We start from the raw sequence: 15,169 nt of genomic DNA, 5'->3' as shown, positions 1-15,169 counted from the left end.
TGGCTTGACTCAAGACAAAAGTATTTGTAAATCGCAGGGCTCGCCAAGGTGCGGGCATGAGGGAAAGATGAAAAAACTAAAATCTATCGTCGCAACGCTTGCAATGACCGGTCTTTCCTATGGCCTAGCTCATGCAGATCAAGTAGTGAAGATTGCAGTTTCTGGCCCATTGACAGGACCGCAAGCAGTTAGCGGAAAAGACGACGAGAACGGACTCCGCATGGCTATTGACGAGTTGAACCGGACGCCGATAAAGGTAGATGGACAAGTAGTGAAGTTTGAACTGCTGTCTGAGGATGATCAGGCTGACCCGAAGACCGGTATGCAGGTTGCACAGCGTCTTATCGACCAGCATCCGACCGCATTTCTCGGCCCCCAGAATTCGGGGGTTGCAATTCCGGTCTCCAGCTTGACGAGTGCTGCACACATCCCGATGCTAACAGTTGCATCAAATCCTCAGCTCACCAAGCTGGGTTACAACAACATATTTCGTACGGGTGCGAGTGACGCATTGTTAGGCTCATCCATGGCAACTTTTGCCGTCGAGAAACTGCATGCCAAGACAGCAGCTGTGATCGACGATCGAACTGCATACGGGCAAGGCCTGGCAGACGAATTCGTGGCGAAAGCTAAGTCACTTGGATTGGAAATCCTCGACCGTGAATACACGACAGCCCAAGCTACGGATTTTCTCGGTATTTTGACGACAATTAAAAGCAAGAATCCGGATGTTATTTTCTTTGGCGGCTACACACCCCAAGGCGCACCGATGGCAAAGCAGATGCGAGCGCGCGCGGTAAGAGCGAAATTGCTTGGTGGCGACGGAATCTGCGCTGATGACTTGGTGAAAGTGGCGGGTCCAGCGTCGGCCAATGTGTATTGCTCGATGAGTGGCGCGGGTTTGGACGGCACCCCCGAAGGCCGGGCTTACATCGCTCGCTATAAAGAAAAGTTCAAAACAGAGCCTCAAGCCTACGGTATCACCTATTACGACGGCATGCTGTTGCTGGCGAACGTGATTTCTTCTGCCCAGACGACAGATCCGGAAAAACTTGTCCAAGCACTACACCGCGCCAATTTTAAAGGCGTCGCAGCTACGTACACATTCGACAAAGTTGGTGATTTGATTAACGCACCGACTACGATATTCACTTTCAAAGACGGACAATTGGTAGCATTCAAGCAATGATGGTCGCTGCCTTGCTGATGGCGTTTCGTCAGCAGCAAGGCACAATTGAACTTGGGCGTTGCAACTAAAAAAACGCTCAGATTGGTGTGATGTCGCGCTGCACACGATGGATATGTTGCTCTACGTAGAAAGCGGCGGCATCTGCATCACCGATAACAATCGCTTCGTAGATGAGACGGTGTTCAGCAACGTATAGTCGAATGCGCTGAGGATCGAATATGCCGTCGTCTTTGATCCGCTTCCAAAGAGACTGATCCATCGTTTGGGCGATTTCGGTTGCAAATTGGGTCAGCAAGGCATCGCCGGTCATCTGCGCCAGTTGGCGATGGAATAGACGGTCGCTGTTGTTCCACAGCGTTCGTTGTTCAGCATCGGAAACGTCGGTGAGCGTTTCCATCTGCGCAAGATAGTATTCTGCGAGCTTGTCACGTCTCTTGTGGGCCGCGGCGCGCCTCGCGATGGCCGGCTCCAGGATGAGTCTGACATCGAGCGTGGCGGACGGGCTGTAGTCTGGTTGAAGTTGGCGGTCATCGTCCGCCTCGGGCATTTCCGCAATATTAGAAAGCACATCCGGCGCGTTTGCCACGACGTACGTTCCGGAATTTCGCCGTGTGACAACAAGACCTTCGTTTTGAAGCGCGCCGATCGCTTCGCGCACCGCCGGACGACCTACGCCGAAAAGGGACGCAAGCTCTCGCTCCGACGGCAAGCGCGCATCAGGCATAAACCGGCCGGCGCGGATTTCTGCACGTATCCTCTCGCAGACCTGTTCGTAGATTTGAAGGGGGCGGAAGTTGCGTGGTAACTCAAGCAGGGCTGATGCCATGGGGCGTAAATCTGGTCGTGAACGTGGTTCCAAATGTACCACTTTCCATATTCGCATATGGCGAATTTGGGTTGGCGCCATTTCGATTGCCACGATCGGCGCGCGTCTGTCTGTCTGTCGACATTTTACATTCTGGGTGGGGAATTGTCCGCGCAGTAGTCCGAGAGAGATCTGCGATTGGTACAATTATTAGCCCACTGAGCTTGTCGGATGATGATCGGTCATTGCAGCAAGTGCGTTAAACCGGAATCTATTCGCGTAAAGCGTGCGTCGCATATGCCTCATCTGTAGGACGTCCGAGAGACGGCGAAATTTCCCAAAACCAATGCATTTTGAACCGTAAAACCGCAATCGGCGAACGAAATGAAATCACAAGCGCAACCGCAGCTAGACCACGAATCTCGAGCGTTCAAACTCGCAATGGCTGCGGAGGTGGCGCTTCTGCGCGAATACGGTTTGAGTGCGAAGTCCATATGGCTTAAAGAACCGTCATATGGCCTCCGAGTTCGGATAACTGAAATTGGAGAAGGGCGACCTGTTTTTGTCCTTCCGGGAAATACGGGCGACATGTTTCCCTTTATTCCGCTTTTGTCGCAACTTAATGGGTACAAGTGTTATCTGCTCAACCGCCCGGGCGGCGGCCTTAGCGATGGTTTCGACCATCAAGCCGTTGACCTGCGAGATTTTGTCATCAAACTCATGGACTATGTGCTCGAAGCCTTGGGATTCGACGCGGGGTCTTTCATTGCCCACTCAATGGGCTGCCACTGGTTGCTATGGTACGCCATGGCACGACCTAAAGTAGTTAGGCGCCAAGTTCTGATCGGCAATCCAGGGCGGGTCATGCTGCCTAAGACGCCTACCCTCTTGCGTCTTGCACTGCTCCCGTACGTCGGTGAACTCGCGATAGGGCGAATCATACCAACATCACGTAAGAATGCGTTTCGCGGGCTCAAAGCTATGGGCACGCGTCAGCACGAGCTTGATGTGCTGCCGCAAGCCTTTGCCGAGTGCTACTACCAGTTTCAAAATCTTCCGAATTACAAAACGTCTACGCTTTCGCTGCTACGGGCAATGAACAGAAGGGCGGAAAATTTCCTTTCTGCCACTGAGTTGACCGCAGTCAACGCCGATACGTTGATGCTGTGGGGGCGCAACGATACGTTTGCAACGGTAGAGCAAGGCCGAGCCATTGCAAAAGCGTTGGGTGCCGATTTTTCAATCATCCCGGACGCGGGGCACATGCCTTGGCTCGACGAACCTCTCCAATGCGCTCAGGTAATCGAAAAGTTTATTGGCGTTTCGGCGAGTAATAGCGTGGATGTCGATCGCATCGCTGAAAGCGCGAAGTGCAACGTGCAAAAGCTCCCTTGATAGATTTGCAAGCCCACATGTCGACCGTAGCAGTCGAAATTGGTATATATAAAAACCAATGTGACGGCATGGGCATCTAACCCTGTTTCTCAGTGCGATCCCGCCTCTATACGCGCCCCGTGCGAACTGTGGATTGCCTGGCTAATTTTATTTGGTTTGAAAAACAACCAGTTTTGGTATAAATTAATTCCAATGGCTTTTGTTAACGCACGGCGCCAAGCTAGCTGTGTCTAACCCTCAGAAACAGGCGAACACAAGATGGACTCTCAGAAAATGACCTTCGACGCAGAGATGACTGCGTCCCTGCTTGACTATCCTTCGCTTGTAGAATCTTTGCGTCAGACGGTGTTGGACTATGGAGCGGGCAAGATCATCAGCCCGGAGCGGCTGTCAGTACCTTTGCAAAGCGGCGTCATGCTTTCGATGCCTTCTAGCGCCGAAGATATCGCTATTCATAAGCTGGTGAGCGTCTGCCCAGGTAATGCCGCGCTAGGCCTACCAACGATCAATGGACAGGTCATTGCGTGCAATGCCGACACAGGCGAAATGTTGTTCGTCTTGGACGGCCCGACAGTAACGGGACGTCGAACGGCCGCAGTGTCAGCGCTCGGGGCTGTGACGCTGCTTAACGCATCTCCCAGGCAGATTCTCGTCATCGGTACCGGCACGCAGGCAAGCAATCATGTGGAGGCCTTTGCGACGCTTTTCCCCGACGCGCAGATTCTGGCAAGGGGTGTTACCGACGACGACACAAAAAAGTTTGTTGCTATGAAGCGCCCCAATGTGCCGAATCTCAACGGCTTACACGGTGAGATTCCAGATTCTGTTGACGTAGTAGTTACTGTTACAACTAGCAAAAAGCCTGTTTATGACGAGAGGGTGCGAATGAGCCGACTCGTAATTGGCGTCGGCGCTTTTACACCAGATGCTGTAGAGATCAGCAAACGTGTGGTGGATCAAAGCTTCGTTGTGCTTGACGACCCTGTTGGGGCGAAGCATGAGGCAGGTGATTTGATCCAAGCCAGCTTCGATTGGACGCGCGCCGCCACTCTAGCGCAAGCTCTGCAGGGGAAAATCAAGCCAGATGCACCGATTTTTCTAAAAAGCGTTGGATGTGCTGCATGGGACTTGGCTGCATGCCGGGTCGCGCGCAAGGTGCTGGGCTAGGCAGAAGATCTCCTTGTGATTGCCGCAGCGGGAAAAGTTTTACTGCAGCGTGTGAAATGTGCAGCAAAAAGGATATGGCCGCCCGTTCACACTGTTGCTTGCGCGCACAATTGCCAATCGTCGCCACCGGCACGCTAAGTCGGCGCGCCGCCTCGTTATATCCGGCTGCATTTGCCAGTGTTGCTGTTTCCGTTCGGAGTTACTTCATTTAGCGACAATTCGGTACGTCCGTTTGGTCGATTTCGAACTCCGTTCAACAGATTATCTAACGGCTCCGCCATACGTCGTCTCGGGGCAACGTCAAATACACTTGATATGCGGGGATGTCGCCCTACATGAAAGTCGAGAGGGGGCCACAAAGAAAATTGCTTCGAGGTTAATTGCATCGGCCAGTCGATGTACGATGCACCTAGGTAAAGTGGTTCTTTTGTTTATCCACCCCCCGGCTCGTCGCCAACAAACATCTCCACCAAACTGTGTGGCGCATTTTCCCCATGGAGCGTATCGCGCAGTGTTTCCGCCTCGCCCGCAGCGTGTTCGCTTCTTATAAAAAGCGTTTCCTCATAGCGGAGCAGTGCGTCCTCGACGTCACGGCCCTCGGCATAGGCCGCAGCAATAGCCTGTCCCAATTCAGCGCCATCGAGCAAGGCCAGATTGGCGCCTTCGCCGGAGGGGATCATCAGATGCGCGGCGTCGCCGACAAGGGTGACGCCGCGAATGCGCGCCCATTGGTGATCGGCTGACAGCGTATAAAGGGGGCGGGGCACGAGCGGCTTTTCGCCGTCGGTGATCAAGGCCGTCAGTTCCGGCGCCCAGCCGTCGAATTCCGCTGCAACCGTCGCTTTCGATACCACCGTGTCGCTGAAATCGATGCCATTCACCCAAGCTTCCGGCTTGATCAAGGCGATGTACGCGTGCAGTAGCGCATCGGGTTCGCGGTGCGCCATTAGCCCTTTCCCCGGCGCCGTTGCAAACATGCCGCCGGCGCCGACTGCTTTGGCGGACGCGGCATGGTCTCGATCGGAATCGGAAAGATAGGCTTCGATATAGGTCAAGCCGGAATACACGGGCATTTCTTTCGAGACCAGCGCGCGAACCTTCGACCAGGCGCCATCGGCACCCACTAGCAGGTCGCTCGTCACCGACGTGCCGTTCGCGAACGTAATCGTATGCCGCCCATCGCCGAGCGATGACACCGACGTCGCCTTATGGCCCCAGCGAACGGCATCGCGGGGCAGCGCGTCAAGCAACATCTGCCGCAGCGCGCCGCGTTGCACTTCGGGGCGCGTGCCCGTACCGTCGTCGTGCCGCTCGAACAGAACGCGAGCGCTTTGATCGAGGACACGATGCGCCTCCGCGCCGGTATAGATGATTTTCTGGAATGTCTCGTGCAGACCCGCCGCTTTCAGGGCGAGCTGCCCGTTGTGTTCGTGAATATCCAGCAGCCCGCCCTGCGCGCGGGCGGTAGGCGACGGCTCAGCTTCGTAAACGGTCGCGGCAATGCCGTGCACGTAAAGGACGCGAGCGAGGGTCAAGCCCCCCAGCCCGGCACCCATGATGACAATCGATTTAGGCATGGCGAATCCGGCTATTGGCACATTCGGTCGCGGAAAAGACGACGATTGGAACGGCGTTCCATAGTATTATTGGAACAACGTTCCATCGATGTCAAGACCCTGTATGATAAAAACCGCAACCACCGCGCCACGCCGCAAGGATTCCCTGTCACGGGATAGGATCATCGACGCGTCGATCGCCTTATTGGACAGCAAGGGGGAGAGCGGCCTGACCTTTCGCGCGCTTGCCGAGCACCTGGCGACAGGCCCGGGGGCGATCTATTGGCACATCGATAACAAGAACGACTTGCTGACGGCTGCCTGCGACGCGATCATCGCGCGTACGACCGATGCCCCCATGAAAGACGCGACGCCGGAAGCGACGATTCGCGCCGTTGCCGTAGGGCTATTCGGCGTCCTCGACACGCATCCCTGGGTCGGTTCGGCATTGAACCGGGCACCCGGCGCGCTACCGACGATTCGAATCGTCGAGCGAATCGGACAACAGGTCGCGGCGATGGGCGTGCGTCCGGACGCGCAGTGGTCGGTGGTGTCGGCCTTGTTGCATTACATTTTGGGCGTGGGCGGCCAGAACGCAGCGAACACCCGTCTCGCGCTGGAGCAGCGCTTGGATCGCACGACGTTCTTGAATGACGTTTCGACCCAGTGGTCGCAGCTCAGTACCGCGGACTATCCGTTCACGCGCGGCATTGCCGCGTCCATGAGCACCCACAATGATCTCGATGATTTTGTGGTCGGATTGGATTTGATTCTGCGTGGCATCACGTCGATGACGCGCTCTTGACCTCGGCGATCAGGGCCTGGTCGACGTGACGCTATGCGAGGGAGGGCGCTGCCGGATTCCAGTGCTGGACCGGATCCGTCGCGGTGTTACTCCTTGACCGTTACGACGGTCCACTGTCCGCCCTTCACCACGTACAGCGTGGACGCGGGATTCAGTAGCGCGCCGGTGGGGCTGAAGCGGATGTTGCCGGTGATGCCAGCGACCGTGCGTGAACGGAGCATTGGTACATAGGCGCTTGCTTGCGTGGAGCCTGCGGCTTCCATGGCCTTGATCGCCGCCCAGGTAGCGTCATAACCGAAAGGGGCATACGACATCATCTCGGTGCCGAACTTGGCTTTGTACTTCGCCGCGAATTCGGCGCCCTTGGGCAAGGAACTCAACGGTTGGCCATACTCCCAGGCCATCGCCCCTTCGGCGGCGTTGCCGGCCAAGCTGAGAAACGTGGGTTCCATCACGCCGCCGCCGCCCACCAGTTGCGCCTTGATGCCCAGTTGCTGCATTTTCTTGGCCACCAATGCAGCCTGCGGATTCAGCCCGGCGAAAAAGATCAGATCCGCATTGAGGCTTTTGATATGCGTGAGCTGTGCGCTGAAATCGACGGCTTTGACGTCGGTATATTCATGCGCGACGATCGACCCTTTTGCCGCCTTGACGGCTTTCTCGAACTCGTCGGCCTCTCCCTGGCCAAAGGCGGTTCGATCATCGAAGATGGCGATGCGCTTGGCCTTGGTGACTTGGACCGCGTACGTTCCGGCATTGCCGGCATTCTGCGCGTCGGTGGCGATGATGCTGAAGATCGTCTTGCTACCAGATTGCGTGATGGCGGGATTGGTTGCCGCCGGCGTGATCATGGGGACGCCTGCGGCCGAATAGACCTTCGAGGCGGGTAAGGTGGTCCCCGAATTGAAATGACCGATCACCACGGCGACCTTGTCGTCGACCAATTGCTGCGCCACCGTCACGCCCGTACGGGGATCGGCTTGATCATCGACTGCATCGATTTCGAATTTGACTGGCTTGCCGCCGATCTTGATACCTTGCGCGTTGGCTTCGTCGATGGCCATGTTGACCGAGTTTTCGAGGTCCTTGCCGTAAGGGGCATTGCCGCCGGTCAACGGGCTTGCTTGTCCGATCTTGACCACTTCCTGGGCCGCGGCATGGCCGCTGGCGAATAATCCCACTACGCTTGCACACGCCAGCGCCATCAGATGTTTAGTCACGAACAAGGCTCCCCGGTTGATTAGTCATTTAGAAATGGGAAATAAAGCAGTAACGCAAGCGTGAACCTTCCATAAAATATTTGCTTGGCAAAAGAAAATGAAAAAATGACAAAATTGGCATAGTCGGCGCTGCCGCGCGGATGCGGCTCGGCGAAACGGGGCGGTTTGTTTAATCGGAGAGATTGGCAATGGCGTCGAGAACCATCCGCCGGGCAACGACAGACGATGTATCGATACTCACGCAGATTCGGAACGACGCGCATACCAAAAAAGTGGCGCAGGGTGACTATGCCTGGGGCAAGGAAGGCGACGGCTTCTCCGAACAGTGGGTTCGCAACAGCTTGTCGCGAAGAGCCGTGTATGTTGTCGAGCAGGAGGGGATAGCCATCGGCACGTTTTCGCTGGATTGGGATGATGAAGCGTACTGGGGCCCGCAAGAACCGATCGCGGGATATGTGCACGGACTCTCCGTGAGAGAAGGGTTCGCTGGCCGTGGCTTTGGCCGCTTTGTGATCGATTGGTGCGCTACCCAAGCCAGGAAGCAGAACCGACGTTTCGTCAGACTGGGATGTGACGCTAGGAACGCCAGGCTATGTGCCTACTATGCGTCGCTTGGTTTCGTCCGCGTAGGGGGAAAGGGAATGTCGGAACAGGCCGACTATATCGAGGCCCTGTACGAAAAATCGGTCAGCCCGATGCGCGAGCGGCCTTCAGCCCGGCTCCTGGTCACTACTCCGAAGCGGCGCGTATTGCTATTTCGTTTTGTGCATCGGTCTGGGGCGCTTGCTGGCAATACCTACTGGGCAACGCCGGGAGGCGGTGTCGAAGATGGCGAGACGTACGAAGATGCTGCAATCCGCGAGTTACGTGAAGAGACAGGCATTCGCGAGGCGAACCTCTCGCAGGTAGTGGGACGGCGCGAATTTCCGCTGCAGTTACCGGACGGTGAGCATGTCCTTGCGGTCGAAAAGTATTTCCTCGTCGAAAGCGCGACAGAATCTATTTCGCAGGATGGGTGGACCGCGCAAGAAAGAGAAGTGATGGCCGATCACAAATGGTGGAGTCGTGAGGCGTTGTCCCGCTCCACCGAGATTATCTACCCGCAGGAACTCGTCGCAATGCTGGAAGCGGCCGGCGTTTTTGGCAGAGGGACGGACTCGTTGAAGTAAGCCGAGCGACTGAAGGAATGCCATAGCTGCGGAATCCGTGGGACGCAAAATGATGGTTCTATGGTTCGCCACGGGCGGTTAGCGAGTTAGGCGCAAATGTGTGTGCTTTTCGGATTACGACGTTCTGAAAATGTCCGTCACTCGGCCTAAAGGGTCATTCGGCCGGTTTTGGTTGCTGACCAAAAGTGGCTGCACAACGGACATCGAGATTAAACGTAGGCGGCGAGCAGGGCCGTCGGTGATCGGCCAGAAGCGGGCCTTTAGCGACCGTTATACGCCTTCCAGTGCAGCACGCACTTTGTCGCCAAGAGTGAGCAACCGCCCGACTGGTTCGTTGGCAAAAACAAATCGGATGTATTGGTCGCCATGTTCGATCCCCCATCCTGTCATAGCTGTTGCGCAAACTCCTCTTTCCAAGAGCCGCTCTGACATCTGCGTGCCGGTAAAGCCAAAATCCGATACACGAAGAAGCATAGACCAGCCGCCTGCAGGCAAACCGAACGGAAGCCCGGCAAGCTCAGAGACAATTGCATCACGTCTCCTCTCCAGCTCGCCCACGTAACCCGGCAGGTCTGAAGCCGTGTGCTCAAGCGCAACTGCCGCAGCTTCCTGTGCGATTCCCACAGGCACAACAACGTTGGCAAGCGAAACGGCTATCAGATCGGGAATCAGCCACTCCGGTGCAACGATCCATCCGACACGCCAGCCGATCATGCGCAACTCTTTTGATGCGGCGCCGACAATCACGGTACGTTCGGCCATGCCGGGTAGACCGGCAGGATGAATCACCGCGCGCCCGTCGAACAGAAGCCGCTCCATTGCACTATCGAGGATAAGCAGCAAGTCTTTTTCTACGCACAGCTGCCCGATCAGATGCCAATCCGAAGAGTCGAAGACCCCTCCCGATGGCATCGATGGCGACATGAGCAGCATCGCTCGTGTCTGAGGGCCGATTGCAGCTCGTAGCGCAGTCTGATTCAGCTTCCATTCACCGCCTGCCGTGAAATCGAACGGTACCTGCCGGGGCACACCGCCGGCCAGACGAATGCGGTTCAGCAGGCCAGCATAGGTTGGATCGGTAACGATCACTTCGTCGCCAGTGTCCACTGTCGCAAGCAGAGTATTCAGAATGCCCGAGAGTCCGCCTGCCGATATCACGACATGATCCATTTTGTAGTGCTGACCGGAAAGCGCAGAGACGTGGGCGGCTGCGCTCGCACGCAGCCTATCCTGGCCGACGAAAGGCAGATACGAATTGGACGAATCGTGTGCGATCGCCTGACGCGTGACGTCTAACGCCTCTTTAGTTGGAGGGATGTCGGTATCTAGGTTTTCAAGTCGCAACAGGTCAGCGCTGAAATGATCGGCTATCGCGCCCATGCGATCGACGCCGATACTGGCTATGTGTTGCAGGCGAGCTGGACGGGTTCGAAGCATGAGTTCTCCAGTTAGTTACTTTCAAAAATCGGTCCTAGACAGGACCGAGATATTGTTTGGTCAGAGAGACGGGCCTTTAGGCACTGGCGTAATCTGCCATCACGTCCACCCATTCAGCGCCGGTTAGCTGCGCCATACGCTCGGGCGTGATGCGCACCGCCGAGTCCGGCGTTCCGCCGGCCGGCAGCACCTCGTCGAACGCGCGAAGGGATATGTCGCAGAAGACCCGGATCGGATAACGCAGTCCGAACGGGCAGACCCCGCCAATCGGATGGCCGGTCTGCGCTTCCACCTCAGCCGCTTCTAACATGCGCGCTTTTGCCCGGAACCGTTCCTTGTACTTTCTATTGTCGAGACGAGCATCGCCCCGAGTTACCAAAAGCACGACCTCATCAGGCAGCCGCATCGAAAGCGTCTTTGCGATTTGACCGGGTGTCACACCCAAGGCTTCGGCTGCGAGCGCGACGGTCGCTGTGCTTGTAGCGAGCTGGATCACCTCGATCTCCGGCGCCGCCTCTGCAAAGAATTGTTTAACAGAAGACAGACTCATGTACCCTCTTTTCGCGTTGCGTTAGTCCGTGCCGCCCAATCCTGCGTCTATAGGCAGGTGCTTGCCGTCAATGAAATCGGCGGCCTAGCTGCATGCCCGACGAGGCTGCCAATCACAGGAGCCTTTAGCGACGACGGCTAAGAGTGCTGGTATCTGGTAGCAAAGGATACTGTGCAGATAGAAAAATGTGCTTCTAAGGTCTTGCCAAAAAATGCCGAAATGAGGCAATATCTACCAGATGGATGACTACGACCGAAAGATTCTTGCGGAGCTGCACAAAGACGGCAGGCTTTCTCTTACTGAACTGGGCGAACGTATCGGGCTGAGCCTTTCACCCTGTCACAGGCGCGTACGCGCTTTGGAAGACGCGGGAATCATCGCTGACTATAGGGCAATCATCAACCCGGTTGCTCTTGGGCTTAACTTTTCGGCAATCGTGTTCGTCACCCTGGGGAGCACGGACCGCGGCAGCGTGCAAGCATTCGAAGAGGCTGTCCCAACTGTCCCGGAGATTATCCAGGCACAACGACTGTTCGGCGACCCCGACTTTATCCTGCACATCATCACCACTGACTTAGCAGCGTATCAGCGGCTGTACGATGAAAGCTTGTCGACTTTGCCGAACGTCCTGCGGCTTCGCTCTACTCTCGTGATGAAAAGCGTCGTTCAGAATCGTACCTTGCCACTTTAAGTTGCTGCAGAGACGTCATATATTCTACGGATCTTCAATGTCGACTCTAGGTGTTAACGGTCACTCATCGGCCGGTCCTCAGCTGACCGCTCAGGCCGAATCGGAGTCAATCGCGGCTAAGAGTAGGGCACGGCATCAAAAACCCATGGAACAACAAATCACGACGGAGATTCACGAATCTCTCCGCGAGCAACCGCGTCGATCTGCGTTGTCGTCGTCGGATTGCTTGTCAAGCGGAAGCAGCGGTGCGTCTAGTTTCTCGCGCAACCACAGCCGGTGCTCGGTCACGTAGAGGCAGCAGGCCGGCCCCGCGCTGTGCTTAAGTGCATCGGGTGCCAGCAGGTTTGTTGAGCAGGCAGACCTGGGCATGCGTGTTGACACGGATCCCGGTCCGACTGATTGTAGGGAGGAAATGGGGTTGTCCATCATTTTCTCAACCATATGCCAAGGTGCGCAGGATGAAAACTGCCCTGGCGGTGGGACGCGTTGCGCGCCCGCGCCGTCGGTGATCTTACCCGCCGCATACCCGCGCTGCATGTTGCCAGCCGAGCGACGCTCAGCCACAGCCATTCCTTCAAGACGGCGAATGTGTTCGCCGAGGATTCGGACGGCTGGCAGATTCGCCTTTGCTTGCTGGCGGAGATCCGCGCGTCCGAGTCTCCGAGCCAGAACCGGCGCTTCTAAATCTTGCCAGTGATCATGGCAAGTGGGCGATCCACAGGCTGGCGGTGTCGTGGCTTGGCTCGGTGACGTTCTTGCTGCCGCTTTTGACGCGTTTCTCAGCCCTTGCATGCGCTTGAAAGCTCACAGCTCGCGCTCGACCTGGGCTGGCGGGGGGGCTGATTCTGAGTACCAGACGTCCAGCAGCACACTGATCGGCTAGGCGAGGAAAAAAGATGGTCGAACGTGAAGAGAACGGGCCTGGTTATGATTCGTCTGTAATCAGCCAGGATTTTCGATCTACCGCGACCCGATGCGTAACGCAGTTCAATGAAACAGGCCAGGAACCAAGTGGCGGCTCTTTGTAGAATCGCATCCGCGTTCTTCTTAAAAGTGCGCTCGGCCGATCACATCGAAGAAAGCCGGCTCGCCGCGGACATGCATTGTAATGTTTGAGCCGGGCTTACTGAAAACGCCGACGACGATCATCGCATCGGTGATTTCGACGGATCCGATTTCCCATCCCGTGCGCAGGCAGTGTCGGATAACGTCGCGTGTCCGTCGTATCGGCGCGAGCTCTGGCGCGACCTTGGCGAGGTTGTAGCGGGCACCCACCGATAGACCCGGCGCAAGTGTTTCAAATTTTTGGTGACGCGAGTGTCCTTTTTGCAGTGCGGGGCTTTCGAACTGGGCGCGGTGATCGGAAACGATCAGGGATCCGCGGTCGTCTTCAATGAATGCAACGTGGAACTCGGTCATGTCGGCACTCCGTTCGAGAAGGGCAGCGCTCTTTCGTATGAGAGCGCCGAGGTTGAGTCAGGCCGCATACACCCGTTTCAAGTAGGCTGCGTCGACAACGACCCGGAATCGAACATCCACGCCTGGCTTGCCAAGAATCGCCGTCGACGCAGCGTCGTTCATGCCTTTGATGGATGTGAGTTGCCAACCCACGCTCAGGCTGTAGTCGATGATGTCTTGCGCAAGCCCCATGACTTCTACAGGAGCGGCGCATTCGACGGGGACCGGTTCAAGTAGGGCGGCCACCTTGGTGTAGCGATCCGGCGTCAGGCGGTTTCGTTTTGGAAGCACCAGGTCTATCGCGAACTCCGGTAGAGGAAGAATCATGGACTGCGCGTCATGAGAAGAGGGAAGTGGGGTGAAGGTGACGTCTGTCATTGCTTCTATCCTAAAGAACGGCTCGGGGTGAGGGCGGAGTTCGCCGTATGTGCTGCGACCTATATGGAAGCAACGAAGATTGAGTCTTTTCTGATGCGTTGATGCGGTTGACAGTATTTGGCTGCGCCAATAGGATTGCGCCGTGCGAACCTAAGTAAATTCCTTGAAAATATGGTCACAATTCGGCCCGTTAAATTCAGTCGTACTACGAATTAAAAGCATGTCGAGAAAATTGACTCGCTAAGGTCGGATCACTTGTCTCGCGCCGCAATCCGTGCGTGTATCGGTGATACATCGTTTGGCGTTCGGGCGCGCAGCCTCGACACGGGTGTGTACCGACACCTGTTTTCTTAACCTTGTGTGCATTAAAGCTCTTTAACCTGATGAAAGTCAACAAAGCGGAACGCACCATATCGATTGGCCTACGTCTTGCGGAAGAGCGGAATCGTTTGGGTATGTCGCAGGCAACGTTTGCAGGGTTGACTGGTGTAAAGCCGAACACGGTCGGAAATCACGAGACCGGAAAGACCGCGCCTGACGCGCGGAATCTGGTCGCTGCCGGCACGATAGGCGTGGACGTGGTCTACGTTTTGTTTGGACGGCGGGAGGCGGCGCAACCCCTAGGACTCAATCAAATATCGACGCTTGAGCGTCGCGCCCTGGCGTTATTGCGGGAGTCGGAACTGCTCACGGCCGAGTCGAAGGATCCCGGTGCCGGCGGTTTGACGCTGATTAGCAAATTCCGGAACTTGGATCAGAAAGATCGCTCGGCGATATTGCGCGTCCTCGACACAATGTTGCGCGCACCTCGGCGACACGGTCTTAGTCGTGGGGATCAAAAATAAGCCGCAGTGGTGAAATTTTTCGGCAAGTGCGATGTCAATTCAGGCGTGAATGGCGCTCTCCAGTTGCCGGATCTCGCGGTTGGACAAGCCGAGTCGCTCGGCGTCGTTACGCCAATCAATGATTGCCATTATGGTCCCCATCTTTGATGACCTTTTCTCAAAACGACGTGCAGCAGATTTTCATAATCTGTTGAACGGAAGTGACGATGAGCGAGAAATGTAGGGTGACCTCGTTACTGCGAAAAGTGACAGATTTGTGCAAATCCCATGACTTATTTGCTGCGAGTGGGAATTTGTATTGTCGTACTTCGACGCTGGCGGTCGCAGCTACTCCTCATGCAACGGCCGTACGGGGAGGGCACCGGCAGTTGTTCGGCCGAAGCGGACTTTCGGCTGATGCTTTCCCCTTAGAAGGCTTAGTCATTGCCGTCGAATGTTGGTTTTTTTTGGGGATTAGCGCGAAGTATCGTGAAGGTGGTTCAAGAGGTCGAAATAGCTTTTATC

General features: G+C 56.0%; 14 protein-coding genes. 7 read left to right on the top strand and 7 right to left on the bottom strand.

The genetic code is table 11. The features are described from left to right. Nucleotides 1-67 precede the first annotated feature (67 nt). Complete coding sequence (locus ABEG21_RS17480) at nt 68-1,189, top strand: branched-chain amino acid ABC transporter substrate-binding protein (RefSeq protein ID WP_347557901.1); 1,122 nt, start codon at nt 68-70, stop codon at nt 1,187-1,189. 76 nt (nt 1,190-1,265) lie between these two features. On the opposite strand, the gene ABEG21_RS17475 is transcribed toward ABEG21_RS17480, so the two are convergent. Beyond that, on the bottom strand, nt 1,266-2,015 hold the full coding sequence (locus ABEG21_RS17475) for a GntR family transcriptional regulator (protein WP_347557900.1): 750 nt from the start codon (nt 2,013-2,015) through the stop codon (nt 1,266-1,268). A 363-nt stretch (nt 2,016-2,378) separates the two neighbouring features. Between ABEG21_RS17475 and ABEG21_RS17470 the strand changes: the two genes are divergently transcribed. Both ABEG21_RS17470 and lhpI read left to right on the top strand, forming a co-directional pair. Further along, nucleotides 2,379-3,389, top strand: a complete 1,011-nt coding sequence (locus ABEG21_RS17470) for an alpha/beta hydrolase (RefSeq protein ID WP_347557899.1) — start codon at nt 2,379-2,381, stop codon at nt 3,387-3,389. A gap of 273 nt (nt 3,390-3,662) precedes the next feature. After that, entirely contained in the window at nt 3,663-4,556 is an 894-nt protein-coding gene (lhpI, locus tag ABEG21_RS17465) for a bifunctional Delta(1)-pyrroline-2-carboxylate/Delta(1)-piperideine-2-carboxylate reductase (RefSeq protein ID WP_347557898.1), read from the top strand. A gap of 431 nt (nt 4,557-4,987) precedes the next feature. Here the strand turns inward: lhpI and ABEG21_RS17460 are convergent, their stop codons facing one another. Continuing rightward, nucleotides 4,988-6,133, bottom strand: a complete 1,146-nt coding sequence (locus ABEG21_RS17460; RefSeq protein ID WP_347557897.1) for an NAD(P)/FAD-dependent oxidoreductase — start codon at nt 6,131-6,133, stop codon at nt 4,988-4,990. Nucleotides 6,134-6,236: 103 nt separating this feature from the next. On the opposite strand from ABEG21_RS17460, the gene ABEG21_RS17455 reads away from it, so the two are divergent. Continuing rightward, nucleotides 6,237-6,917: a TetR/AcrR family transcriptional regulator gene (locus ABEG21_RS17455; RefSeq protein WP_347557896.1), complete on the top strand. Its 681-nt coding sequence runs from the start codon at nt 6,237-6,239 to the stop codon at nt 6,915-6,917. Between the two features lie 86 nt (nt 6,918-7,003). Here ABEG21_RS17455 and ABEG21_RS17450 read toward each other — a convergent pair whose 3' ends face one another. Next, the gene (locus tag ABEG21_RS17450; protein ID WP_347558068.1) at nt 7,004-8,122 is read right to left on the bottom strand and encodes a branched-chain amino acid ABC transporter substrate-binding protein; all 1,119 of its coding nucleotides are present in this window, start codon (nt 8,120-8,122) and stop codon (nt 7,004-7,006) included. A 203-nt stretch (nt 8,123-8,325) separates the two neighbouring features. Between ABEG21_RS17450 and ABEG21_RS17445 the strand changes: the two genes are divergently transcribed. Continuing rightward, a complete protein-coding gene (locus ABEG21_RS17445; RefSeq protein ID WP_347557895.1) occupies nt 8,326-9,306 on the top strand; it encodes a bifunctional GNAT family N-acetyltransferase/NUDIX hydrolase in 981 nt (326 codons plus the stop codon). 270 nt (nt 9,307-9,576) lie between these two features. Here ABEG21_RS17445 and ABEG21_RS17440 read toward each other — a convergent pair whose 3' ends face one another. Further along, nucleotides 9,577-10,743, bottom strand: a complete 1,167-nt coding sequence (locus ABEG21_RS17440; RefSeq protein ID WP_347557894.1) for a pyridoxal phosphate-dependent aminotransferase — start codon at nt 10,741-10,743, stop codon at nt 9,577-9,579. Between the two features lie 76 nt (nt 10,744-10,819). Beyond that, nucleotides 10,820-11,293 (bottom strand): YbaK/EbsC family protein, encoded by a 474-nt coding sequence (locus ABEG21_RS17435; RefSeq protein ID WP_347557893.1) that lies wholly within the window; start codon nt 11,291-11,293, stop codon nt 10,820-10,822. Between the two features lie 238 nt (nt 11,294-11,531). Here ABEG21_RS17435 and ABEG21_RS17430 point away from each other — a divergent pair, with 238 nt between their 5' ends. Continuing rightward, the gene (locus ABEG21_RS17430; protein WP_347557892.1) at nt 11,532-11,984 is read left to right on the top strand and encodes an Lrp/AsnC family transcriptional regulator; all 453 of its coding nucleotides are present in this window, start codon (nt 11,532-11,534) and stop codon (nt 11,982-11,984) included. Nucleotides 11,985-13,031: 1,047 nt separating this feature from the next. On the opposite strand, the gene ABEG21_RS17425 is transcribed toward ABEG21_RS17430, so the two are convergent. Together ABEG21_RS17425 and ABEG21_RS17420 are read right to left on the bottom strand one after the other, a co-directional pair. Continuing rightward, nucleotides 13,032-13,403 carry a hypothetical protein gene (locus tag ABEG21_RS17425; RefSeq protein ID WP_347557891.1) on the bottom strand — a complete coding sequence of 124 codons (372 nt, stop codon included), beginning with the start codon at nt 13,401-13,403 and terminating at the stop codon, nt 13,032-13,034. 57 nt (nt 13,404-13,460) lie between these two features. Then, nucleotides 13,461-13,820, bottom strand: coding sequence for a hypothetical protein (locus ABEG21_RS17420; protein ID WP_347557890.1), 360 nt, complete (start codon nt 13,818-13,820; stop codon nt 13,461-13,463). Nucleotides 13,821-14,203: 383 nt separating this feature from the next. On the opposite strand from ABEG21_RS17420, the gene ABEG21_RS17415 reads away from it, so the two are divergent. Next, nucleotides 14,204-14,665, top strand: coding sequence for a helix-turn-helix transcriptional regulator (locus ABEG21_RS17415; RefSeq protein ID WP_347557889.1), 462 nt, complete (start codon nt 14,204-14,206; stop codon nt 14,663-14,665). The last annotated feature ends 504 nt before the right edge of the window (nt 14,666-15,169 follow it).

Source organism: Robbsia sp. KACC 23696, from assembly GCF_039852015.1.
GTDB lineage: Bacteria > Pseudomonadota > Gammaproteobacteria > Burkholderiales > Burkholderiaceae > Robbsia.
This window is presented reverse-complemented; position numbering and strand designations above follow the sequence as displayed.

Excerpts from the sequence above, each read along its gene's own strand:
- ABEG21_RS17440 (WP_347557894.1), bottom strand. The coding sequence starts at position 10,743 with ATGCTTCGAACCCGTCCAGCTCGCCTGCAACACATAGCCAGTATCGGC.
- ABEG21_RS17455 (WP_347557896.1), top strand. The coding sequence starts at position 6,237 with ATGATAAAAACCGCAACCACCGCGCCACGCCGCAAGGATTCCCTGTCA.
- ABEG21_RS17420 (WP_347557890.1), bottom strand. The coding sequence starts at position 13,820 with ATGACAGACGTCACCTTCACCCCACTTCCCTCTTCTCATGACGCGCAG.
- ABEG21_RS17415 (WP_347557889.1), top strand. The coding sequence starts at position 14,204 with ATGAAAGTCAACAAAGCGGAACGCACCATATCGATTGGCCTACGTCTT.
- ABEG21_RS17470 (WP_347557899.1), top strand. The coding sequence starts at position 2,379 with ATGAAATCACAAGCGCAACCGCAGCTAGACCACGAATCTCGAGCGTTC.
- ABEG21_RS17475 (WP_347557900.1), bottom strand. The coding sequence starts at position 2,015 with ATGGCATCAGCCCTGCTTGAGTTACCACGCAACTTCCGCCCCCTTCAA.
- ABEG21_RS17435 (WP_347557893.1), bottom strand. The coding sequence starts at position 11,293 with ATGAGTCTGTCTTCTGTTAAACAATTCTTTGCAGAGGCGGCGCCGGAG.
- ABEG21_RS17445 (WP_347557895.1), top strand. The coding sequence starts at position 8,326 with ATGGCGTCGAGAACCATCCGCCGGGCAACGACAGACGATGTATCGATA.
- ABEG21_RS17430 (WP_347557892.1), top strand. The coding sequence starts at position 11,532 with ATGGATGACTACGACCGAAAGATTCTTGCGGAGCTGCACAAAGACGGC.
- ABEG21_RS17480 (WP_347557901.1), top strand. The coding sequence starts at position 68 with ATGAAAAAACTAAAATCTATCGTCGCAACGCTTGCAATGACCGGTCTT.
- lhpI (WP_347557898.1), top strand. The coding sequence starts at position 3,663 with ATGACCTTCGACGCAGAGATGACTGCGTCCCTGCTTGACTATCCTTCG.
- ABEG21_RS17460 (WP_347557897.1), bottom strand. The coding sequence starts at position 6,133 with ATGCCTAAATCGATTGTCATCATGGGTGCCGGGCTGGGGGGCTTGACC.
- ABEG21_RS17425 (WP_347557891.1), bottom strand. The coding sequence starts at position 13,403 with ATGACCGAGTTCCACGTTGCATTCATTGAAGACGACCGCGGATCCCTG.
- ABEG21_RS17450 (WP_347558068.1), bottom strand. The coding sequence starts at position 8,122 with ATGGCGCTGGCGTGTGCAAGCGTAGTGGGATTATTCGCCAGCGGCCAT.